18 protein-coding genes are annotated in these 22,020 nt (G+C 42.0%); 7 read left to right on the top strand and 11 right to left on the bottom strand.

The window, feature by feature from the left end; translation table 11 throughout:
* The first annotated feature begins 522 nt into the window (after positions 1-522).
* From scpA to ABEB05_RS08170, 3 genes are read left to right on the top strand one after another with little or no spacing between them, the layout of a single operon-like run.
* A complete protein-coding gene (scpA, locus tag ABEB05_RS08180; protein ID WP_265789186.1) occupies positions 523-2,655 on the top strand; it encodes a methylmalonyl-CoA mutase in 2,133 nt (710 codons plus the stop codon).
* Between the two features lie 41 nt (positions 2,656-2,696).
* Positions 2,697-3,788: a methylmalonyl Co-A mutase-associated GTPase MeaB gene (gene meaB, locus ABEB05_RS08175; protein WP_265789184.1), complete on the top strand. Its 1,092-nt coding sequence runs from the start codon at positions 2,697-2,699 to the stop codon at positions 3,786-3,788.
* 60 nt (positions 3,789-3,848) lie between these two features.
* On the top strand, positions 3,849-4,790 hold the full coding sequence (locus ABEB05_RS08170) for a patatin-like phospholipase family protein (RefSeq protein ID WP_265789182.1): 942 nt from the start codon (positions 3,849-3,851) through the stop codon (positions 4,788-4,790).
* On the opposite strand, the gene cdaA is transcribed toward ABEB05_RS08170, so the two are convergent.
* The 5 genes from cdaA to ABEB05_RS08145 form a co-directional block, all read right to left on the bottom strand.
* Positions 4,783-5,601 carry a diadenylate cyclase CdaA gene (gene cdaA, locus ABEB05_RS08165; RefSeq protein WP_265789180.1) on the bottom strand — a complete coding sequence of 273 codons (819 nt, stop codon included), beginning with the start codon at positions 5,599-5,601 and terminating at the stop codon, positions 4,783-4,785. The genes ABEB05_RS08170 and cdaA overlap by 8 nt on opposite strands.
* A gap of 128 nt (positions 5,602-5,729) precedes the next feature.
* Entirely contained in the window at positions 5,730-6,578 is an 849-nt protein-coding gene (folP, locus tag ABEB05_RS08160; RefSeq protein WP_265789178.1) for a dihydropteroate synthase, read from the bottom strand.
* A 156-nt stretch (positions 6,579-6,734) separates the two neighbouring features.
* Positions 6,735-7,073 carry a ferredoxin FdxA gene (gene fdxA, locus ABEB05_RS08155; protein ID WP_265789176.1) on the bottom strand — a complete coding sequence of 113 codons (339 nt, stop codon included), beginning with the start codon at positions 7,071-7,073 and terminating at the stop codon, positions 6,735-6,737.
* An 86-nt stretch (positions 7,074-7,159) separates the two neighbouring features.
* Complete coding sequence (locus ABEB05_RS08150; RefSeq protein ID WP_265789174.1) at positions 7,160-8,395, bottom strand: alkaline phosphatase family protein; 1,236 nt, start codon at positions 8,393-8,395, stop codon at positions 7,160-7,162.
* An 89-nt stretch (positions 8,396-8,484) separates the two neighbouring features.
* Positions 8,485-11,211 carry a TonB-dependent receptor gene (locus ABEB05_RS08145; RefSeq protein WP_265789173.1) on the bottom strand — a complete coding sequence of 909 codons (2,727 nt, stop codon included), beginning with the start codon at positions 11,209-11,211 and terminating at the stop codon, positions 8,485-8,487.
* Between the two features lie 562 nt (positions 11,212-11,773).
* On the opposite strand from ABEB05_RS08145, the gene ABEB05_RS08140 reads away from it, so the two are divergent.
* On the top strand, positions 11,774-12,247 hold the full coding sequence (locus ABEB05_RS08140; RefSeq protein ID WP_265789171.1) for a hypothetical protein: 474 nt from the start codon (positions 11,774-11,776) through the stop codon (positions 12,245-12,247).
* Between the two features lie 85 nt (positions 12,248-12,332).
* On the opposite strand, the gene ABEB05_RS08135 is transcribed toward ABEB05_RS08140, so the two are convergent.
* The 6 genes from ABEB05_RS08135 to ABEB05_RS08110 all read right to left on the bottom strand — a co-directional run bounded on the left by ABEB05_RS08135 (position 12,333) and on the right by ABEB05_RS08110 (position 17,962).
* On the bottom strand, positions 12,333-14,570 hold the full coding sequence (locus tag ABEB05_RS08135) for a DUF349 domain-containing protein (protein WP_265789169.1): 2,238 nt from the start codon (positions 14,568-14,570) through the stop codon (positions 12,333-12,335).
* A 199-nt stretch (positions 14,571-14,769) separates the two neighbouring features.
* Positions 14,770-15,597 carry a mechanosensitive ion channel family protein gene (locus ABEB05_RS08130; RefSeq protein ID WP_265789167.1) on the bottom strand — a complete coding sequence of 276 codons (828 nt, stop codon included), beginning with the start codon at positions 15,595-15,597 and terminating at the stop codon, positions 14,770-14,772.
* Positions 15,598-15,720: 123 nt separating this feature from the next.
* A complete protein-coding gene (locus ABEB05_RS08125) occupies positions 15,721-16,011 on the bottom strand; it encodes a sll1863 family stress response protein (RefSeq protein WP_265789165.1) in 291 nt (96 codons plus the stop codon).
* Positions 16,012-16,143: 132 nt separating this feature from the next.
* Positions 16,144-16,644, bottom strand: coding sequence for a Dps family protein (locus tag ABEB05_RS08120; protein ID WP_265789163.1), 501 nt, complete (start codon positions 16,642-16,644; stop codon positions 16,144-16,146).
* Between the two features lie 199 nt (positions 16,645-16,843).
* Positions 16,844-17,554: an RluA family pseudouridine synthase gene (locus ABEB05_RS08115; RefSeq protein ID WP_265789160.1), complete on the bottom strand. Its 711-nt coding sequence runs from the start codon at positions 17,552-17,554 to the stop codon at positions 16,844-16,846.
* Between the two features lie 51 nt (positions 17,555-17,605).
* Positions 17,606-17,962: a hypothetical protein gene (locus ABEB05_RS08110; protein WP_265789158.1), complete on the bottom strand. Its 357-nt coding sequence runs from the start codon at positions 17,960-17,962 to the stop codon at positions 17,606-17,608.
* 280 nt (positions 17,963-18,242) lie between these two features.
* On the opposite strand from ABEB05_RS08110, the gene ABEB05_RS08105 reads away from it, so the two are divergent.
* Genes ABEB05_RS08105 through ABEB05_RS08095 form a run of 3 tightly spaced genes read left to right on the top strand, consistent with a single transcriptional unit; the run spans position 18,243 to position 22,002 of the window.
* Entirely contained in the window at positions 18,243-20,027 is a 1,785-nt protein-coding gene (locus tag ABEB05_RS08105; RefSeq protein ID WP_265789156.1) for an SLC13 family permease, read from the top strand.
* 19 nt (positions 20,028-20,046) lie between these two features.
* Positions 20,047-20,253, top strand: a complete 207-nt coding sequence (locus ABEB05_RS08100) for an anion permease (protein WP_345694258.1) — start codon at positions 20,047-20,049, stop codon at positions 20,251-20,253.
* 3 nt (positions 20,254-20,256) lie between these two features.
* The gene (locus ABEB05_RS08095) at positions 20,257-22,002 is read left to right on the top strand and encodes a SulP family inorganic anion transporter (RefSeq protein WP_265789155.1); all 1,746 of its coding nucleotides are present in this window, start codon (positions 20,257-20,259) and stop codon (positions 22,000-22,002) included.
* The last annotated feature ends 18 nt before the right edge of the window (positions 22,003-22,020 follow it).

Here is a 22,020-nt window from a genome sequence, read left to right as displayed (position 1 = left end):
ATTTATTAGACATATATTTAAAATAGCACAACATTTGCGACAGTATCTTACAAAAGGTCTGGCTGGTATTATAAAAACCCATATAAAGACGAGTAAACGACAAATAATCCTCCTATCAGCCAAAACATTCCTGATAATGAATAAGGATCATCCATTACATAACTTACGTTACAATAAACAAGTTATTTTGCGATTTCCCCACAAATAATTACTCTATATCAAATTAACGGCTATAAACCTATAATAGGTACAAAGGAAAATGATTTTTCACATCCAATAAAGAAATAATAATATATTTTTGGGGCTCCCAGGAAATTATAAAGCCCATGAAATATACCTGTCCAGCTTTTTAAAGCTATCCAGATTTCGTAGGTTAGAACAAAACAACAGCTAAGCCAATAGCATTATTTAATAGGGATTCATTGTCATTCGTAACTTTTTAGCTCTTAATATTTAATGTATTATCGGGTATATCATACTATCAATCTGCCATACTCCCTTTGGGCATGAAATATTGTGCTTATGAGACCAGATTTTTCTGACATACCATTTAGATCGGATTTCCTTTCAGATGACCAAGAAAATGGAGAGCAGACATGGAATACCGCCGAGCAGATTCCCGTAAAGTCTCGTTTCGAAAAATCAGATATTAAAAATTTAGAACATCTGGATTTTGCTGCAGGCATCCCCCCCTATCTGCGCGGGCCTTACGCTACCATGTATACCTACCGACCGTGGACCATACGCCAGTATGCTGGTTTTTCAACAGCGGAAGAATCCAATGAGTTTTATCGCAAGGCACTGGCACAGGGACAAAAAGGACTTTCCGTCGCCTTTGACTTGGCTACCCACCGCGGCTATGACTCTGACCACCCGCGCGTTTCCGGCGATGTGGGCAAAGCAGGCGTGGCCATCGACTCTATCCTAGATATGAAGGTTCTTTTCAATCAGATTCCGCTGGATAAGATGTCAGTTTCCATGACTATGAACGGGGCCGTCATTCCGATTATGGCTTTTTATATCGTAACAGCTGAAGAACAAGGCATATCCAAAGAAAAGCTGGCGGGCACCATCCAGAACGATATCCTAAAAGAATTTATGGTGCGCAATACCTATATATACCCACCTAATCCGTCGATGTGCATTGTCGGAGATATTTTCGAGTATACTTCGGAATATATGCCAAAGTTCAACTCTATCAGCGTGAGTGGTTATCACATGCAGGAAGCGGGGGCTACCTGCGACATTGAGTTGGCTTACACGCTCGCAGACGGTCTTGAATACCTCCGCACGGGTATTGATGCCGGACTAGACATTGATGACTTTGCACCGCGTATCTCGTTTTTCTGGGCTATCGGGATGAATCACTTTATGGAAATTGCCAAGATGCGCGCCGCGCGTATGCTATGGGCAAAACTGGTTAAACGCTTTGATCCTGATAATCCCAAATCGATGTCGCTACGTACGCACAGCCAAACATCAGGATGGAGTCTGACCAAACAAGATCCCTACAACAATGTAGCAAGAACCACAATTGAAGCGATGGCAGCGGCTCTTGGACATACCCAATCCCTGCACACGAATGCGCTGGATGAAGCCATTGCACTCCCTTCTGATTTTTCTGCACGCATTGCCCGTAATACGCAAATATACCTGCAGGAAGAAACGGGCATAACTAAAGCAGTTGATCCCTGGGCAGGCTCTTACTATGTGGAATATCTGACCGACCGAATTGCCCGACGTGCCTGGGAACTGATTGAAGAAGTGGAAGAACTTGGCGGGATGGCCAAAGCCATTGAAACGGGGGTTCCCAAAATGCGGATCGAAGAAGCTGCCGCAAAAAAGCAGGCACGCATCGATTCCGGCAAAGAAACCATTGTGGGTGTTAACAAATATTCCCTTGACAAAGAAGAGCCAATTGACATTCTTGAGGTGGATAATGAAAAAGTTCGAAAGGCCCAGCTCGACAGACTTGATAAGCTCCGGTCCCAACGCAACGAAGAAGAAGTACAATCGGCGTTAAGCGCCATCACAAAAGTAGCCGAAACCGGAGAGGGCAATCTTCTGGATGTTGCAGTGAAGGCCGCCCGCAAACGGGCTACGCTCGGCGAAATATCCGATGCGATGGAGAAAGAGTTCGGACGTTACAAAGCAACCGTAAGATCGGTATCAGGCGTGTATTCCTCAGAAATTGATAAAGATGAAAACTTCCAAAAGGCCCAGAAGCTAGCTGATGAGTTTGCAGATCTGGCCGGACGACGTCCCCGTATTATGGTCGCCAAGATGGGTCAGGATGGCCATGATCGCGGAGCAAAAGTGATATCCACCAGCTTTGCTGATCTTGGTTTTGATGTGGATATCGGTCCGCTGTTCCAGACTCCGGAAGAAGCCGCCCGACAAGCTGTTGAAAATGATGTGCATATTCTGGGTGTTTCCAGCCTGGCTGGCGGACATAAAAGCCTGGTTCCACAAGTGCTTGAAGAACTCAAAAAACTTGGCCGGGATGATATCATGGTTATTGTTGGTGGGGTAGTGCCGGAACAGGACTATGAATTCTTATATGAGAAAGGCGTAGTCGGTATTTTTGGTCCGGGTACGGTTATTTCACTGGCTGCCCAGCAAATTTTGGAGATTTTGATTGATGCTCAGAAATAATTCATTCTCAATAAACTTTCGTTTTTTTAGTTTCCTTAAATTTGTCTGACAAAAACAAAAATAACAACTCTTCACTTTCGTCAACTGAAGGGACGCGGCAAAATAATGCCATCAACAATGAGGCATTAAATCGATTTAAAAACCGGCGCTCCTCCCTTTCTCTGGACGATTATATAGCTGGCATCAAGAATGGTGATCGAACTATTTTGAGCCGTGCCATTACGCTCATTGAAAGCACGAAGTCATCCCATCGGGAACTGGCGCAGAATATCATTGAACAATGCCTTCCTGAAGCCGGAAACTCAATTCGCGTAGGGATTACCGGAGTGCCCGGCGTCGGCAAAAGTACGTTTATCGAATCAATGGGTAATCATATTCTGGAAGAAGGACATAATCTAGCAGTTTTAGCCATCGACCCCAGCAGCATGCGCTCCAGAGGGAGTATTCTCGGTGATAAAACACGCATGGAAACGTTAGCTAATCATGGTAATGCCTTTATTCGTCCCTCTCCCACAGGCGGATCGCTGGGCGGTGTAGCCCGTAAAACACGCGAAACAATTTATCTCTGTGAAGCTGCGGGATATGACACTATTTTTATAGAAACCGTTGGTGTCGGACAGTCAGAAACGGCCGTACATTCTATGGTTGATTTCTTTTTATTATTAATGCTGGCCGGGGCCGGGGATGAATTGCAGGGCATCAAAAGGGGGGTCATGGAGATGGCGGATGCCATTGCCATTAATAAAATCGATGAAGCCAGTAAAAAAGCAGTTTCGCAGGCAGTCCGTGAATATAAAAATGCGCTTCATCTGTATCCGGAAGATCAATCAGGATGGCGTCCCGAAGTTACAACCTGTTCGGCCGTAACTGAAAAAGGTATTCCGGAAATCTGGACTCTCATCCAAGAGTATGTCCGCCTAACAAAGGATAACGGCTACTTCCAGGATAAGCGAAACCGTCAGGCTAAGCATTGGATGTATGATACCATTAGCAATCGACTCAGGGAACACTTTTATGAAAATAAGGCCGTACAAAAACAAAAAGATCAAATTGAACAACAAGTCTTAAACGGGGAAATAAGTTCTTTTAAGGCTGCGCATCAACTACTGGAGTTGTATTTTAAGTCGAAATAAAATTACATTGTTTTTGTAGGTTACCATCATTGACTATCAGATAATACCATAGAAGAACAAATGTCTGATCGGAATCAGCAAATAGCACTCGTTTTATCAGGTGGCGGAGCAAAAGGTGCATTTCAGGTAGGAGCCCTTGAAATTTTTTTTGATCAGGATTATGAATTCGATGTGATCAGCGGTGTTAGCGTTGGGGCCTTGAATGGAGCCATGATTGCCACACAACAATTTTCTGAATTACAACAGCTCTGGCAGTCAGTTAGCAAAAGCGATATTCTGCGCACCCGTCCCATTGCCGGGATTATTAAACAGTTTGCGTTATACAAAATAGGGATCTCCAGTCCTCCACGCGGGATCCACGATCATAAGCCGCTTAAACGACTTCTCTCCAGCTATTTGATTGGTCAAAAAGTCCACACTCCTTTTCACTTTGGCTTCGTTACGCTCGAAAACGGAAACTATGTCAAAGCTACCGTACAAAGAGGAGATCATCGTATAGATGAAGATGATATTTTGCGCATTTTAGCATCTTCTGCCATACCCGTACAATTTGATCCGGTGGATTTCTACAACCAAACACTTGTGGACGGCGGAATACGCAATATTTCTCCCATTGCACAAGTACTGCCGTATAATCCTGATGAGATTGTTATTATGCCTACCGAGCCGCTTGATCGCCAACAGAATAAAGTCAAAGTAAATGATATTCTTCGCATCGCTAAGCGTTCGATTGATGTAATGCTGGAAGAAATTTTCAAAGAAGATATAGAGCGATTTGTCCAAATTAATCGACTTGTCGGACAAGCAGCAAAGCAGGATGCTTCTCTTCAAAAACCCAACGGCACACCCTATAAATACATTGAATCCAATATTGTAGCTCCCCAGAAACCACTGGGCGATTCTCTTGATTTTTCTGAGGATATGATTGATAAGCGCTATGAAGCCGGCAAAGAGCGGGCCCGCCAGGTGCTTGAACTTTCGAATAAAAACGGATCTAGCTAATATTGAGCTCTGATTGTGATGGAGTAAAGGCAACTTCATCCTCTTCTATATCCTGATCCCCAAGTACTTTTGTCATCTCACTGCGGAGTTTCTGGATACTCAATCCACTGGTTAATGAACCATTTTGCGCTACAGATATTCGTCCTGTTTCTTCTGAAACCACTACTACAAAAACATTATTCGTTTCGGTTATCCCCACGGCTGCCCGGTGCCGTGTTCCAAATACAGACGAAATATTTTGATTCTGAGAAATCGGCAGATAGCAACTGGCCGCAACAATCCGGTTACTTCTGATTACAACCGCGCCGTCATGCAGCGGAGTATGCCGGTTAAAAATAGTTTGTAAAAGCTGACTGTTTACGCGAGCATCCAGCTGAATACCTACATCCACCAAATCCTGCAGCGTAGAAGAACGGGCAAATACAATGAGGGCTCCTGTCTGAGTATGTGACATATTACGAACGGCTTCAATCACTTCATCAATAATATCCTCGGAGTTGGACTGTACGAAAAAGCGATCGATATTGGTATTTTGCCCCAACCGGTAGAGAAGTTTTCTTATTTCCGGTTGAAAGATGATAAATACGGCCAGAATTCCTACATCCAGAATACCGCGCAGGATAAAGTTAATAGTACTAAGCCCCATTGCACTTACGGCAGCATTTACGAGAATAATAAAAACAAGTCCTACAGCAGCCTGAATGGCAAAGGTTCCCCGTATCCACCGGTAAAGGTAGAATAATACCATCGTAATAATTAGGACTTCAACAAAGTCCGTAATTCCAAATTCTAAGAATCCAATGGGGATCAACGGAGTATCCTCTTTAACTAAAATTATTTATATGTGCATAAATATAACTATAATTTTAGCAACTTAAATATCCTGATGGAATAGACTTCCTTCATATATAACAGCAATCCAAGCTCACAACTAACCTTTTAAACTGAAGTGAGGACGTTATAGACCATTAACGAATCATGGGCTTCTTTCACATCGTGTACGCGAATAATATTCGCCCCCTGCAACATCGCATGATAGTGTACAGCAATAGTCCCGATAAGACGTCCATTGACATCCCGGCCTTTTAAAATGTCCCCAATCATCGATTTTCGGGAAGCACCTACCATGATAGGATAGCCCAAAGATCGAAAAGCATCCAGATCCGCTATAAGTTTTCGATTATGCTCCAGTGTTTTGCCAAAACCAATGCCCGGATCTATGATAATCGTATCCAGTTCCCTCTCTTCGGCCAGAGCAATTTTTTGTTTTAAAAAAAGGTAGACATCATTGGTTACTTCATCATAGGTAGGATTCTCCTGCATGGTTTCCGGATTTCCCTGCGTATGCATTAGAATATAACCGGCATCATATTCTGCACATAAACCTGCTAACAACGGTTCCTTAAGTCCGCTCACATCATTAACTAAATGCACACCCCGCTCCAATGCCTCCCTTGCCACCTTATACTTTGTAGTATCAATTGAAAAAAAGGTATCCGGAAATTGTTTTACTGCTTTTTCAATGATCGGAATTACCCGATCAATCTCCTCCTCTTCTGATACCGGTTCTGCACCAGGACGGGTGGATTCTCCTCCAATATCAATGATGGCCGCCCCCTCGGAGATCATTCTCCCAATACGATTGAGCGCTTCATCCGTCTGATTAAACTTACCACCATCAGAAAAAGAATCCGGGGTAGCATTCAGAATCCCCATGATTTTAGGGGATGAGAGAACCAAATCTTTACCTCTTACAGAAAATTGATTGCTGAATTTAGAGTTAGCCATTATTTAAGTAAGACTTAAGCTGATATAGATAAAGTTTTAATTTAAATGGAAATAACAGCATTTTAAGCCTGCTTGGAGCCAATCAGAAGATCGACCAGCTCCCACTCTATTTATTCGGCGGAAATTGGTATCAGTTCAATATCCGAAAACCAAAGACTAATCCCACTCTTCCTGCAGGTGATCCAGTTTGTCTTCCACTTCGGCCCACTCATCCGCATCAGGCAGGTCATCTTTGGTCATATTAATAATGCGATCGGACCACTTCTCTGCCAGCCGTTCATTCAGTTCAATATAATGCTCCCATTCCATGGGCACTTCATCGTCCGGATAGATAGCCTCAACCGGACACTCAGCTACACATGCATCACAGTCAATACATTCCAGCGGATCAATGGTTAAAAAGTTGGGTCCTTCACGAAAGGCATCCACCGGACATACAGCCGCACAGTTGGTATATTTACAATTAATGCACGGTTCTGTTACTATATATGCCATTAGAAATCTGTTCTTCTATTGTGTTTCAAAGTTGGCCTAAATATCCCGGCTTCAGCGGATAGATGCAACGTTTTTGGCAAACAAATTTATTTTAAAAGGACTCTAACGCTATCCAGGGAACCATCATTAGGAGCGGGCTCAGTCCCCATAAGCTCATTCATTAGCTCATAGAGATGAATATTCTGAAAAGCTTCCACAGTGGTATCCTTTTTAAATGCAGGCCCATGCGCTAAAAAGAAGGCATGCATCGCCTTTTTATTCGGATCATATCCATGGGTGCCTCGCGGAAGCGATTTAATAAATTGCTCTCTGTTTTTCGAATCCAAAATGGTATATCCCAAATCAGCAATTAGCACTATATCCGATACACGCCGGCTATTCTTTATATGATACCGATCTGGTATATTTTCTTTTTTATAAACGCGATAGAACTCCTCTTGTGCTTTTAACGCTTCGAAAATCTCCGTTTCTTTTCCGGATTCGGGCTGTATCATCGTTAGGGGACCCCATATGATTCGCTCGATATCATCCATATTTACGATCTTATCGAGATCAATAATTTTCTCCTCTGATAAGTCAATCATCCCGTGATCAGAAACGACCAGAATATTCGTTCTGTCCCATAGGCCGCTATCCTGAAGCTGCTCTTTGAGGTAACCCATAATACGATCGGCTTCCCTAATAGCGACCTCCAACGAATCCGATTTTGTCCCGTAACGATGTCCTTGCGTATCTAAGTGACTAAAATAGAGGGTAGCAAAATCAACGTCCTCTTCTTCGGAGTCCGAAAGCCACTTCACAACAGTATCTACACGAGCCTTATGGGGCATATCGTCGTTGTATCGTTTCCAGTGTGTGGGATGCATCCCCTGAATGTCGGCTTCCGATCCTATCCAAAACATCGTTCCGGTTTTAATACCCTGCTTTTCGAGGGTATTCCAGATGGGTTCACCGCCGTACCATTTTCCATCTTCTACGGCTTCGCGGTCGCGTATACGATACCATTCCTCCCACTCCGGGTCGTACATGGTATTATTGACAAAGCCGGAATTTTCGGGATACAGTCCCGTCGCAATGGCGTAGTGATTGGGGAACGTTTTGCTTGGGAATACGGGAATAAGTCCCTCTGCCCTAACTCCTTCAGAAACCAAGGTATCAAAACGGAGAGTTTCTACCTTTTCGAGATAATTGTATCGAAACCCGTCAAAGGAAATTAATAATAGCTTATCATTTTGGGACGGTTCTGTCGAGTTATCACCACAACCGGTTAGCCCATTGATTAAAATGAGATAAACAAAGAATTGAACAAATATCTTACTCATTGTTGGTAATCATTTATTACAAATAAAAAAGGGCAGCTCAAAGGACTGCCCTGTACAATTAACCTATCTTCAAATCTCCAAACAGCTACTTAGAATTCGTATGACAAAGAGACATTCCAGGTTCTTCCAAACCCGTACCATACAAAATTACGCTTATCAATGCCGTTCCATGTCTCGTCACCGGAAGACGCGTGAATGTTGGTATTTGATTCTGCTATATATGTGGTATCAAACAGGTTATTGACATTAACCCGAAGCGAAGCTGACTGTCCAAACAGATCGAAGCGGTATGTAGAACCAACGTCTACCAATCCATAAGCAGGCAGCTTTAAGGCTCCCTCATTGTCTGGATCTGTAAAATAACTGCCTCCACCTTCCGTAAGATCGTAATCAGCATACAGGTTATCTACATGACGATAACCGGCATCCACGCTCAAATCACCAAGTTGATAATCCGCACCGATGAATCCAACAAATTGAGCCGCATCACCTACCTTCACGCCATCGGTATAAAGAGTGGCCGTACCAATTTGATTTCGGTCATCGTCAAATAGAGTTGCTTCGAAGTTATTGTTATACTTCCAATCACCTATTGACAACATTCCTTCTAATGTTAAATTTTCTGTGGGTCGAGTGGTCGTTTCAAGCTCAATACCATTGTGGCGCTGATCAACATCATCGAATTGTGCAGTTCCAAATGTACCACCCTCATTCGGAAAACTATCTTCAATGAAACGGTTACCCCAAACTGTAGAGTAGAGGTTCAAACTAACATCAAGCCAGTATGAACTATAACCGTATCCTAACTCAACAGATGTAATCTGTTCGTTTTGAAGATCCGGATTGATATCATTTTGGAAGTTAGGGAAAACAGCATCAAAGAGTGGCTGTCTGGAAATGAAACCAGCGTTGGCAAAAACATTATGCCGATCACTAATGTTATAGTTTGCACCACCTTTTACATACCCTCCGAGAACATTCTTTTCCTCAGAAAGTGCATTACCAGGTTCGGCAAAAAAGTCTTCACGCTGATAACCCTGATTTGATAAACCTCCCTGAAGAACAGCTGAAAACTGATCAGTATCATATTCAACCATCCCGTTAACGCCTTGCCAATCAACAAAACCTATATTGTAATAATCGATCTTCGGACCAGTAAGGCCTGTGTCATTAAATGGGGATGCGTCTATGGTATTGTCGGGCTCAATAATTTGACCCATCGAGTTCGCATTACCTGTAGAAAAATAGCCATCTAATCCTAACATATCATTCATCGCACGGTAGTGATACCCGGTGTAATCACGCAGGTCTATACCTAAAGAGAATGTAAACTTATCCACTTCTGCTTCTAACTTTGAGATTGCCCCATACCAGTTATGAGAGTTCATGGAAGCTCTGCGAACCAGTACTGCATTATTGACATTATTATCACTGTAACCGTTAGATCCAATCAGTTGGCCGTTGTAGACATCTGGTGATCCCGTGTAACCCGAAGTAGTTGACCGATTGATCTCTACTACGCGATCAAAGTTTATTGTTCCATCGGAATTTCTGACCCCGTCGCCATCTTCTAAATAATGGGCAGTAAGATCTTCATTACCTCCGAAAGGATAAAGGTCTAGATCTGAATTAAAATAATAGTTTCCACGAGGTCCGGTACCGCCACCACGACCGGCAGAACCATAAAGTGAGCTAGCAAGCGTAACATTCTCACTGATTTCCCAATCCCAGTTCAATGTAGCAAGGGGCTTATTATAAAAATTACGCTCCATATTATATTCTTCACCATTTAGCGTACCTCCGTTGGTATTCCACCGGCGGTCAATTCCATCATCCCCAAAGTTCTCATAGTCGCGAATAGACACATAAGTACTACGTTGATGGTGCCACTGGCCTGCCCCGAGAACAGATAAGTTAAAAGAGTGGCTGTCATTAGGTTCATATCCGACTGCAGCAAAATAGGTCCAACCTTCACCACTGGTGTTATTTATATATCCATCTCCTTGCCAGTGACTTAAAAGGAATGAAGCGGACCAACCATTTTCACTAAGCCCGGTATTATATGAGGCCGTAGATTTAAGGTATCCGTCATTTCCTACCATTTGAGAAACAGAACCGCCTCTCTCATTCTCGGCTGTCCTTGTAAAAATCGAAACGGTTCCACCAACAGAAGGGACCGCAAGATTCGATGCACCCAAACCGCGTTGAATCTGGATTCCAGATGCAACATCCGTTAAACCTTGCCAGTTAGACCAATAGACCCATCCATTTTCCATATCATTAACTGGCTGTCCATTAATGAGGAATGCAGTATTTCTTTGGCTAAATCCACGTAGCGAAATACGGGAATCTCCATAACCACCGCCCTCTTTCGTTGCATAAGCACCAGGCGTTTCATTCATTATTTCTGGAAATTCCTGATTACCAACCTCTTGAGAAATTTCTCTTGGTGTAATTGTAGTTACCGCAATAGGCGTCTCCCTTTCTCGAGCAATATCAATAGTGCGGCTTGAGACTACTATCTCGCCTAAAGCTTTTTCATCTGGCTGAAGATATATTTCCATTCCTTGTTCTGCGGAAACCTCTTGCTGTCGGTATCCAACAAATGATACTACCAGGATATCTCCTTCCTGTGCATTAATTGTAAAAGTACCATCAGTATCTGTAGATGTACCCGTCTGCGTACCTTGTATAATAACATTAGCACCTGGTAGAGGTTCATTTGAACTTCCATCAAATACTGTACCGCTTATTTGCGCTACTGACACCAAAGGGAATATCAATAGAGCAATAAGAAAAAGTCCGTATCGTTTCATAGTCGATAGATGTGTTCGTTTTAGATTAGTGATTGTAACGTGCTGTATCCACACGCTTGATTTTGTAGTGAATAAATATAACTAACTCAAAGTTACGAAAACATTAAGTCTGGCTGATCTATTTTAGCCTAATAAGATAATAAAATGACGGGACTTATTGTATAAACTGATACTTCCTTGCAGGATAAAAAAATTTTATTAAAAAATTTCTCTGTATAGAACGGAGAGTAGATTCTGGTTACAGGGGATAGTACCCCATTGCTCTACGGCCAAAAATCTTTTTTTCAATTATTTTCTACAAAACTCTCTCTTAATTCTTCAAATAATTTAAAATCTTTTCAAACTTAATATGCACTATTTGCATATAATTCAAGCTATTAGCTGTGCGAGTGACCTGGATTTTCTAAAAAAAATACTTGTTGTGCTTGCGGGAATAGCTATATTTGCTTCAAGTTGTAACCACATCTAATTCAACAAAGATGGAACTTTCCTTTCCTAACTTCATTTAAAAATGACACAAACAATTAAATATCTTAAATCAACCCTAATTAATTCTATTTCCATGAAAAAGACATTAACGGCTATCTTTTTAGCAGCTTTATTAAGTGTATCTCTTAATTCAGTTACTAAAGCACAACAGCAGGCTGGTAGCGGTACCGGCATCGGCTTTATGGTGGGTGAACCAACGGGTCTGAGTCTCAAGTCATGGACCGGCGGAAATAATGCTTTTGATGCAGGATTAGCATGGTCTTTAGGCAGATATGATGCCATTAACATCCATGCTGATTATCTGTGGCACAATTTCGACCTATTTGATGTAAATACCGGAACCATGCCTCTCTATTACGGAATCGGAGGGCGCCTGGTTTTGGCAGAAAATGATGCCATTATTGGGGCACGTGTGCCGGTAGGAATCAACTATCTTTTTGAGAATGATCCTATTGGCTTATTCCTGGAGGTCGCACCAATTTTTAACTTAGCACCCGCAACCGACTTTGATGTGGATGGGGCATTAGGTGTTCGATTTTATCTCTAAAACCATATTCCCTTAAATAAAAAAAAGGCGGACCGGATGTAACCTGTCCGCCTTTTTTTATTTCTATTCTTTTTCCTATAACCTGTTAATTGGACTCAGCACGTATTTCATCCATCTTCTCCGTCAGGTCATCCATCTTTTGTTGTTTCGCTTCTAGTTTCTGCTCAACTTTTTCAATTTTTTCCTCTACTTGATCGAGCAGGCTATTGCCTCCGCTGGATGGCTTGAAATAGGTTTTCTTCTCCTTGAACTGGAGTACTTCTTTTTCCAAACTACGGGCTTCTTTCTTAACCTTTTTATACTCCTTGCGCAGTTTCTGGATCTGATTCCGCTCCTTAGTATCCAAGTCGGCTTTTGCCAGCTCCTGATCAAACTTGTCTCCCGACTTAGCCGCCCGCATGCGATCATAAATTACATCACAAACCTCACGGTATTGCTTCCACATTTCGTTTTTATGCTTAATAGGAACATAGCCTACATTTTTGAACTTTTCCTGAAGTCCTTTGGCTATATCAACAGCCTCAATAGGATCTTCATGCTGTCCCAGTTCACGCAGCTTTTCTAAAATCTCTTTCTTTTTTTCGAGATTCTCTTTGCGTTCCTCCTTAACCTCTTTGAAATGATCTCTGCGGCGATCATAAAATTCATCCATCGCCCCTTTGAACTGTTTCCATATTTTATTGGATTTGTTACGGGCTACCGGACCAATTTCTTTCCACCGGTCCATCAGGTTTTGCATTTGCGAATGGCCCTTCTCAAAATCATCAGTATGCTTTATTTCATTCGCTTTATCAATAAGCTCGAGCTTTTGCTCGTAGTGCTTTTCTTCCTGCTTCTTTATCTTCTCCTGATTCTCTGACTTAATCTTATTAAACTCATCCGTTGCCTCCTTAAACCGCGACCACAGCTTATCTTCGGCACGCTGCGGCAGATTACCCACTTTTTTCCATCGCCGGTGCAGCTTATTTATTTTCCGGGCTGCTGTAGCAAGGTCATCCGCCTCCAACAGTGATTCAGCCTCTTCAATAAGATTTTCCTTTTTACTGGTAAAACTATCTACCTTACTCTGATGCTCGGGGTTATAGCGATATTTTCGGTCGTAAAACTCATCCTGGGCATTTTTATATCGTTCCCAAACCTCATTTGCCTTTTCCTTGGGAACCCGGCCTATCTTCTTCCACTGATTTGTCAGATCTTCAAATTTTTCGTCTATTTCCTCCCAGTTTTCGGTCTCATGATCTATCGACTTTGCCACCCGCTCCATCTTTTCCAGGACCGTTAGCTTAACCATAAGATTGTCTTCTCGCTTCTGGCGCTGCTGCACCAAGCGATCTACCTTATGCTCATTGAAGGTACTGAGCAACTCCTCAAAACGCTCATCAAAACCTTCACCCTTACCCGAAGGCATGGGTCCGATACTATTCCACTGTCCTTTTATTTGGCTGACTCTCTTGGTGGCTGTCCATGTTTCGTTTGAGATAATACCCTCAAACTCTTCCAGTAATTTCTTTTTTGTTTCAAAGTTTTCTTCTTTCTGTTTATTTAGCTGCTCGTAATGCTCCTCTTTCCGTTGTTCAAATTCTTCTACGGCCTCATTGAACTTTTTAAAAAGCTTTTTGACCTCATCCGAATCTGTCTCAGGTCCGTCTGACCATTCGTGACTCAGTTTATCTAATTCCATCGATACATACGGCCAGTCCGTTTGCTTGGCAAGATCCTGGGCTTTCTCAACAATAGACCGATAATACTCCACTGGATCTTCTTCTGAATCCTCTTCAGTGGCTTCTTCATCCTCATCACTTTCATTTTCGGAAACAGTATCTTCTGCTACTTTTTCTTCCTCAGATCCCTCAGCCTCCACAGATTCCGTTTTATCACTGCCATTGGCCTCAGACTCTTCGGCGACGACTTCTTCTTTTTCTCCCTCATCCGAGGACTCTTTGTCATCTATCGATTCAGTCTTTTCAGCAACTTCATCACTTTCTTCTGTTTCTCCCTTTTTAAGAGCTGTTTTCTGTTCTTTTATTTTATCTATGAGTTTCCCAACATCACCAATACAATCCGTATTCTTGACTTCTTCCTCAAGCTCATTCAGTGTATCCAGGTTCAAGTCACCTGCCTCATTTTCCAACAGGTCGTTGACTTTTTCTTTCAGCTCCGCGAAGGCACCTTTCAATTCTTCTACTGTTGACTCAACCTCATCTTCTGAGATCTCGCTAATTTTTTGGGGAGGCTCTCCCTTTAAAAACAGTTCATTTTCTTCAGTTAAAAATACGTCTTCATCCTCGTACAGGTATTCGGATGTCTTCTTATGATCTTCCATAGTCGATTTCACAGAAACCTCAATTGTAACACTTCACAATTCAAATTAACAGCTACACAGCTTTTTTATGTTAAGGTAAGATAATATTTCTAATCAACTTATTACAATTGTATACCAAGACAAAAATTTTGGGCAAATAAAAAGGAGCCACCCTTAATTTGGTGGCTCCTTATATCTCAAATATTAATACAACCGGACTCTACGATTCGTCCTGATTATATAAGTATACATCCTGCGAAGGATAAGGAAAATTGATACCCTCTTCATCAAAACGTTCCTTAATGCGTTTGGTAAGGTCAAATTTGAGCGCCCAATAATCCTCTTTACTTGTCCATGGACGCACGTTAATATTTACCGAACTTCCCCCCAGTTCCGAAACTGCAACTTGTGGAGCCGGATCTTCCAGGACTCGATTATCTTCAGCAAGTATCTCATTGACAACCCGCATCGCTTCATCCATATCATCATCGTAGCCAAAGCCGATTACCATATCGAGTCGGCGGATAGCATTTTCGGACATATTTTTAATATTGGTGCCCCAGACATTTGAGTTGGGTAAAGTCATAGCAATATTATCAAACGTATTTAATTTTGTAACGACAATACCAATCTCTTGTACTACTCCGGAGGTGCCTGCGATATCAACAGCATCTCCCACCTTAAAGGGACGCATCACCAATATCATAATACCGGCTGCAAAATCAGCAAGAACGCCTTGCCATGCCAGACCAACGGCCAGACCCAAGGCACCCAAAACAGCAACTAAACTAGCAGTTTGGACTCCAAACTGCCCAAGTACCGCCATGACGACCACAACCAAAATAAGTATTTTGGTAACCTTGGCGAAGAGGAGTGTCAGCGTATCATCAAGTTTCTCAGATGCTCTGCCTTTTTGGGTAATCTTTCCCTTGGCCCAGTTAGCTACAATCCATCCAACTATGAGTATGAGAATGGCAAAAATAACATTTAGCCCATACTCTATAACATAGGGCGTCGCCGTCTCCATCATTCCATTTATATCTTCCATATTACCCCCAAAGTTTGATTAAATATAAGATTCCAATGTACTCGTTTATTTATTCTTTATCAGATATAGTTTGCCCACCGACCAACTTCCTTAATTAAACAGGCAAATGGATCTGCCTGTTATTTACTTCTTTAAAATAGATTTTATTTCGGTAAACCCTTCTTTTATATCATCCCAAAGAAGCTCTGCATCTTTCTTTATTTCTTCGAATGCGTCCTCTCCGGAATCTTTAATTTTTTCTAGTTTATCGCGCAGCTTAGAACGCTTCTGCTTAAGCTCTGCTGTTTTCTTATTTAATTTTACTTTCAATTCATCCGATTCCTGTTCGGCTTTTTCCTGGAACTCATCAATACGTTTATTCCATTCTTTAAGCTTTGCTTCCAGCTTATCAATATATTCTTCTCGTGTGGCCATAATAAATATTTTCTTTAATTTTTTAGCTTTATTACGCTCGTTATAGTCATGCTTATTCGATATAAAAAATAATCCTGGCGAGTAGTAAAATACTCTCTCGGCAGAATAAATATCAATATATGTGTGAATGAATTACTCGAGGTGACTTCGAAGCATCCAGGCTGTTTTGGAATGTACCTTCAATCGTTCTGTTAACAGATCTATAGTTGCCTCATCTTCGGCCTCATTTGCAGGTTTCAGAGCCTCTCGTGCTGTACGTAGTACCTGCTCATTCCCCAAAGCCAAACGGCGGACCATTTCCAACGCTTCAGGTTCCTCCGTATCTTCCTCAATAGAAGTTAATTGATGAAACTCTTTAAACGTACCCGGTGCCCGATAACCCAACGCCCGGATGCGTTCTGCAATTTCATCGATAGCATCAGCCAGTTCTGTATACTGATGCTCGAACTGCTCATGGAGCGAATGGAATAGTTCTCCAGTTACATTCCAATGGTAATTATGCGTTTTCAAATACAACATATATGAATCTGCCAACACCTTTGACAGTTCATCTGCAATGGCCTTACGATTCTTTTCACTTATTCCAATATTAATTTTCATCCGTGGTGCCGTTTTTGTTTGAATATCACTCATAGTCAAACCTCTTTCTTTTAGTTTTTTACAACAATTACTGAAAGATGTTTCCTTTATAGTATTTAAGAAATACTTTCTTACTTATTGCTACTTCTGCTCCAATCTCGATATAGATATAACAAAAAAAGGGGAGGTAGTATTCCGAATACGTGATAAAATGTTTTTATAGAGAGGATAAAAAAAACTAAAGGTCCCGCCCTTATTCCGTATGACTTTCTTTCTTCCACCGGTAATGGTCTATGAGCCGAAGCATATCAGCCGGTATCTTAGCCTCATAACGTACCATGCGCTTTTTTCGGGGATGTTTAAAAGCCAGTTGATAAGCATGTAATGCCTGACGATTGATAAGCTGCTCCTCCTCTTCTTCAGGTGCATAATGCTGATCTCCCACCAGCTGATGCCCTATATGCTCAAATTGTACCCGAATCTGATTTTTCAGACCGGTGTCCAATTCTACTTCTAACAGGGTATTTTCCAAAAATCGTTCTTTGACCTTGTATGAAAGGCGGGCTGGTGTAGCCCCCTCCTCATCCGGATCTACGACAATATTGCGAAATCCTTCTTTAATAAGTTTCAGGTGATGTTCAAGCGTTCCCTCATCTCTCTCTACAATCCCGCGGACCACCGCTAAATAGGTTCGTTTAGGCTCGTGGTTACGAAATTTTTGATATAAGTCATCGTATGCACGCTTATTTTTTGCAAATACCATGATACCGCTGGTGTAGCGATCAATACGATGAACCGTTCCCACCCGCACTCCATGTTTTCCCAGGTGATCAGCCACCAGGTCAAATAGATTTTTTACACTACTATTGGGAATAGGAACCGCTAATAGTCCTGCAGGTTTGTCGACAACAAAAATATCCTTATCCTGATGAATAATATAAAAAGGACGCTTTTTTGCTGCCATAGATATCCTACGAGTTTAAAACTGAAGCAATGACGTGAAGTGGTATGCGTATTATGCTTCTGCTTCTACATCATGCACTTCTTTAAGAATGGCTTTGGCATTGGAATCACCTTCTTGTAAAACGCGATGCTGCAGATTGGTTATAATCTCCTGCTGAGCTTTTTCAAAGGCTTCATCTTTAGCCTGTTTTTCGTTTCCCGTACGGATAAGATCGTATACATCATCCGCACGAATAATACTGTACAGATCGTCATCATTAAAAGCATGAGAACGTAATTTTTCATACTCCTTGAAGACTTCAGGAAACTGCTTGCTATCTTCTACTTTAGTAATAATTTCTACATCTTTGGGGCCCTCAGCACTGAGAGGTGTCTTACATAAATAGAAAAACTTGTGCTCGTATTTCATACGATATAGACTTTAACAGTTAATTTTTTTGATATCGATTTCTAGCAAAGATAACAAAAAAATATATACCTTCTTAAAAGAAGGTGGATATGATATTTAATTAATTACTTCCCTGGTTTATACTTTTTTACGCCTCCCTTTCATACACATAGCCTAATTAAATAGATTTTTTTGTTAAACGATCTTATAATTTCATCACACGCACCCTTATTTATAAGTTAAATATTCAATATTTTACCCAGCCATTTATGCATCTTTTGAAATAAGTTGTTTAGCAACAATGTCTTTCGAAATTATTTTTGTTTTTGCCTTGCTTGGGCTTGCTCTTTTCTTATTTGCTACAGACTATGTATCGTTTGATGTAGCTGCCATTATATTAGTCGTCTGTCTTTTAGCATCAGGCATACTTACACCCCAAGAGGGATTTTCAGGAGTCAGTAATCCCGCGACCATTACTATCGCGGCCATGTTTGTAATCAGTGAGGGCCTCCGCAGAACCGGAATACTCAATAAAGCTGGTAACTTTTTTTGTGCCAAAATGGAAAACAGCTTTTGGCCGTGGCTCCTTGTTATGTTGCTATTTGTGAGCTTTACCTCCTCTTTTATGAATAATACGGCCGTGATTATGATTTTCATTCCGGTCATGATTGATATTGCAACCCGTATTGGCATCAGTCCCTCAAAGTTGTTAATGCCTCTTTCTTTTGCCGGCATTTTTGGTGGTATCAGTACCCTTATCGGAACCTCAACAAATTTATTGGTAAGTTCTATTGTAGAAGATCGGGGAGGCACAGGATTTAGCATGTTCGACTTTACACCAATGGGACTGTTATTTTTGGGAGCCGGTTTTCTTTATATGTTTTTATATGGAATAAACGCCATCCCATCACGGCGCGAGGAAGAAGAAGATGAACTGACGGCAGAATTTGGAATGAACGAGTACCTCACCGACTTAACTGTCCAGCCGGGGTCAGACCTTATTGGCAATATTCTGGATGCCGAAAAGCTAACGCGTGCGCTTGACCTTGACGTTTTGCGAATCTTCAAATCAGGGTACGACTCCTCCGCACAACGAAACGAGGTTCGAATCCAGAAAAATGATATATTACGTATCCGCGGTAGCGCCGATGAAATTGAAAAATTACTTCGTCGTGAGGATTTGGCCTTACGTCCCTCCCATGAATGGGTTGACATGGATCTTCAACACGGACGGGATGCCCTCGTCGAGGCAGCGGTGGCTCCGGAATCTTCCCTCGAAGCCTTAAAACTATCTGATATCGATTTTGGAGAACGTTTTGGAGCAGTTCCACTGGCTATTCGACATCATGGAAAACTCCAACAAGAAAAGCTGGGAGACATTCAGCTCAGTGGTGGAGATTCTATTTTACTCAGCATGAGCAAAGAGCGTATTCAAGAACTGAGTAACGATCCGGCCTTTGTCATTACCTCTGAACTTGATGTCATGCGGCCCCGCACCGAGAAAACTCCCATTGTCCTCGGCATATTAGCAATGGTAGTGGGTATTGCAGCACTGGGAATTGCCCCCATAGTCGTTACGGCTCCGGCCGGAGTTATTGCGCTGATTCTTACCGGATGCATATCTACTGAAGAAGCCTACACGGCCATAAACTGGAAAATTATTATGCTGCTGGTCGGAGTTTTACCATTGGGAACTGCCATTGACAAAACAGGGGCAGGAGCTATAATTGCAGAAACTCTGATTAATCTGCTACATGACTTGGGGCCAGTAGCACTTCTGTCAGGTTTATATCTGATTACCACCATGATTACTGCTATAATAACAACGAACGCTTCTGTGGCACTGTTGGCCCCCATTGCCTTTGAGGTAGCCGGGCAAATAGGAGTAAATCCTGAACCCATGGTCCTTGCGGTAAGTTATGCCGCATGCCTTACCTTTATCACTCCCTTTGGACATCATGCGAATACCCTCATTTATGGTCCGGGGCAATACAAATTCACTGATTTTACAAAAATAGGATTGCCGTTAAACCTTATTTACTGGATTATCGCTACGGTTTTTATACCTATCATCTGGCCGCTATAGAAAAGAAACAGCAAATACTATGGACGTTAGTCCTTATCCTTTTTTATTCACTGTAACCTATGCGGCTTCGTTAAGCTTTATTACCCCTTTTTGTTTTCAGACAAATACCTTGATTTACAGTGCTGGACAGTATAAATTTACTGACTTTACCAAAATAGGTTTACCTCTTAATATCATTTTTTGGATTCTGGCAACTATTTTTATTCCCATATTTTGGTCATTTTAACTTATGCTTAAATGGCTCAAGAAGACTTTTAAAATCGTTGATTGGCTTCCCTTTTATAGCCTATCAAAATTCCAGGGAGATTTGTCTGCGGGACTTACTACGGGTATTATGTTCATTCCGCAGGGAATGGCTTATGCCGTAATTGCCGGCGTACCTCCCATTTATGGACTATATGCCGGAGTTATTCCCCTCTTGGTCTATCCTTTTCTGGGGACTTCTAAAAATCTTTCTGTGGGGCCCGTTGCGGTTGACATGCTTATTATCGCGGCGGGAGTTAGTTTATTGGCAGAACCCAACAGTGCCGAATATATATCGCTGGCTATCCTGCTTACAATGATGGCCGGCGGATTACAATTGATCATGGGATCCATGCAGCTTGGCGCGGTCTTTAATGTGTTTTCACGTCCGGTTATTGCCGGATTTACCCTTGCCGCTCCGCTCATAATCGCCTTCACGCAGATGAACAATCTTTTAGGCATAGAGCTATCCAACAGTCAGTACATTGTTGTTATTATAGAAGAAGTGATTCAAAAGTTCGATCAAATAGATCCCTATACATTTGCCTGGGGCGGAACAGCCATTGCTCTTTTAGCAATAATCAAGTACATAAAATCTAGCTTCCCTGCTTCGGTGGTTATTTTAGTTCTTAGTATTGCGACAGCCTGGTTTTTAAATGCCGGTACCCAGGGCATTCAACTGGTTGGAGATATTCCTACCGGACTTCCCCCGCTGACGATGCCTGACATTAACTTTAATAATATGAGAGAGCTGTTGCCCACCGCCATAACCCTTGCGCTTGTACAATTTATGGTTGTTGCCTCACTGGGACGTACTTTTGCTAAAAAACACGATTATATTATTGATGCCAACCATGAACTGGTTGCTATTGGGGCTTCCAATTTCCTAGGAAGTTTTTTCCAATCTATACCGGTTTCCGGAAGTTTTTCACGATCAGCGGCTTCAGAACAGGCTAATGTTCAAACTCCCCTAGCCAATATCATTACTTCTTCAGTAATAATAGCGACCCTACTATTTCTTACTCCGATTTTCTATTTCCTGCCCATGCCAATCCTGGCAGCAATCATCATCGTATCTGCCCTCAATTTGATCGACATCCAGGAATTTAAGTTTCTGTTCACTACCAAAAAGAGCGAGGGATTAATTGCCACTTTTACTGCAGTCTGTACTCTTTTTATTGGTATTCAGGAAGGCATTTTATTGGGAGTAGTAGCCTCTATGGTTAACATGCTGTATAAATATAGCCGGCCCAATGTTGCTGAGCTGGGACTCATCCCGGGGACGAGACTGTTCCAAAACATTAACCGGAATTCTGAGGCACAACCCATTGATGGTATTCTGATACTCCGCGTTGATGCTTCCTTTTCTTTCATGAACGCCGACTTTTTCCGCGATTACATCATCAAGAAAACGGAAGAACGAAATGAACGCACTCGGTATGTCATTATTGACGGAAGCACGATTAATACACTGGATACCACTGCGGTTGACCAGCTAAAATCAATGATTACAACCCTAAAGAACTGGGATATTGAACTTTATATAACCGGCCTCAAGGGTCCGGTTCGGGATGTCGTTGACAAGTCGGGAGTCCGTAACTTCCTGGGAGCCGACCATTTCTACCGAGAGCCTCATGAAGCAGTCAAACATATCTTAGAAAAAATGGATAAAGCAGACGATACTTCGCGACTTCCTATCTATAAAAAAGAAGTAGACAATACGGATCTATAAATCCGAAGCTATATCTAT

The sequence above is a fragment of the Fodinibius salicampi genome (assembly GCF_039545095.1).
In the GTDB taxonomy this organism is placed as follows: Bacteria; Bacteroidota; Rhodothermia; order Balneolales; family Balneolaceae; genus Fodinibius; species Fodinibius salicampi.
This window is presented reverse-complemented; position numbering and strand designations above follow the sequence as displayed.

Excerpts from the sequence above, each read along its gene's own strand:
- scpA (WP_265789186.1), top strand. The coding sequence starts at position 523 with ATGAGACCAGATTTTTCTGACATACCATTTAGATCGGATTTCCTTTCA.
- ABEB05_RS08105 (WP_265789156.1), top strand. The coding sequence starts at position 18,243 with ATGTCTTTCGAAATTATTTTTGTTTTTGCCTTGCTTGGGCTTGCTCTT.
- ABEB05_RS08095 (WP_265789155.1), top strand. The coding sequence starts at position 20,257 with ATGCTTAAATGGCTCAAGAAGACTTTTAAAATCGTTGATTGGCTTCCC.
- ABEB05_RS08120 (WP_265789163.1), bottom strand. The coding sequence starts at position 16,644 with ATGAGTGATATTCAAACAAAAACGGCACCACGGATGAAAATTAATATT.
- ABEB05_RS08170 (WP_265789182.1), top strand. The coding sequence starts at position 3,849 with ATGTCTGATCGGAATCAGCAAATAGCACTCGTTTTATCAGGTGGCGGA.
- ABEB05_RS08130 (WP_265789167.1), bottom strand. The coding sequence starts at position 15,597 with ATGGAAGATATAAATGGAATGATGGAGACGGCGACGCCCTATGTTATA.
- ABEB05_RS08135 (WP_265789169.1), bottom strand. The coding sequence starts at position 14,570 with ATGGAAGATCATAAGAAGACATCCGAATACCTGTACGAGGATGAAGAC.
- ABEB05_RS08100 (WP_345694258.1), top strand. The coding sequence starts at position 20,047 with ATGGACGTTAGTCCTTATCCTTTTTTATTCACTGTAACCTATGCGGCT.
- ABEB05_RS08150 (WP_265789174.1), bottom strand. The coding sequence starts at position 8,395 with ATGAGTAAGATATTTGTTCAATTCTTTGTTTATCTCATTTTAATCAAT.
- folP (WP_265789178.1), bottom strand. The coding sequence starts at position 6,578 with ATGGCTAACTCTAAATTCAGCAATCAATTTTCTGTAAGAGGTAAAGAT.
- fdxA (WP_265789176.1), bottom strand. The coding sequence starts at position 7,073 with ATGGCATATATAGTAACAGAACCGTGCATTAATTGTAAATATACCAAC.
- ABEB05_RS08145 (WP_265789173.1), bottom strand. The coding sequence starts at position 11,211 with ATGAAACGATACGGACTTTTTCTTATTGCTCTATTGATATTCCCTTTG.
- ABEB05_RS08140 (WP_265789171.1), top strand. The coding sequence starts at position 11,774 with ATGAAAAAGACATTAACGGCTATCTTTTTAGCAGCTTTATTAAGTGTA.
- ABEB05_RS08115 (WP_265789160.1), bottom strand. The coding sequence starts at position 17,554 with ATGGCAGCAAAAAAGCGTCCTTTTTATATTATTCATCAGGATAAGGAT.
- ABEB05_RS08125 (WP_265789165.1), bottom strand. The coding sequence starts at position 16,011 with ATGGCCACACGAGAAGAATATATTGATAAGCTGGAAGCAAAGCTTAAA.
- ABEB05_RS08110 (WP_265789158.1), bottom strand. The coding sequence starts at position 17,962 with ATGAAATACGAGCACAAGTTTTTCTATTTATGTAAGACACCTCTCAGT.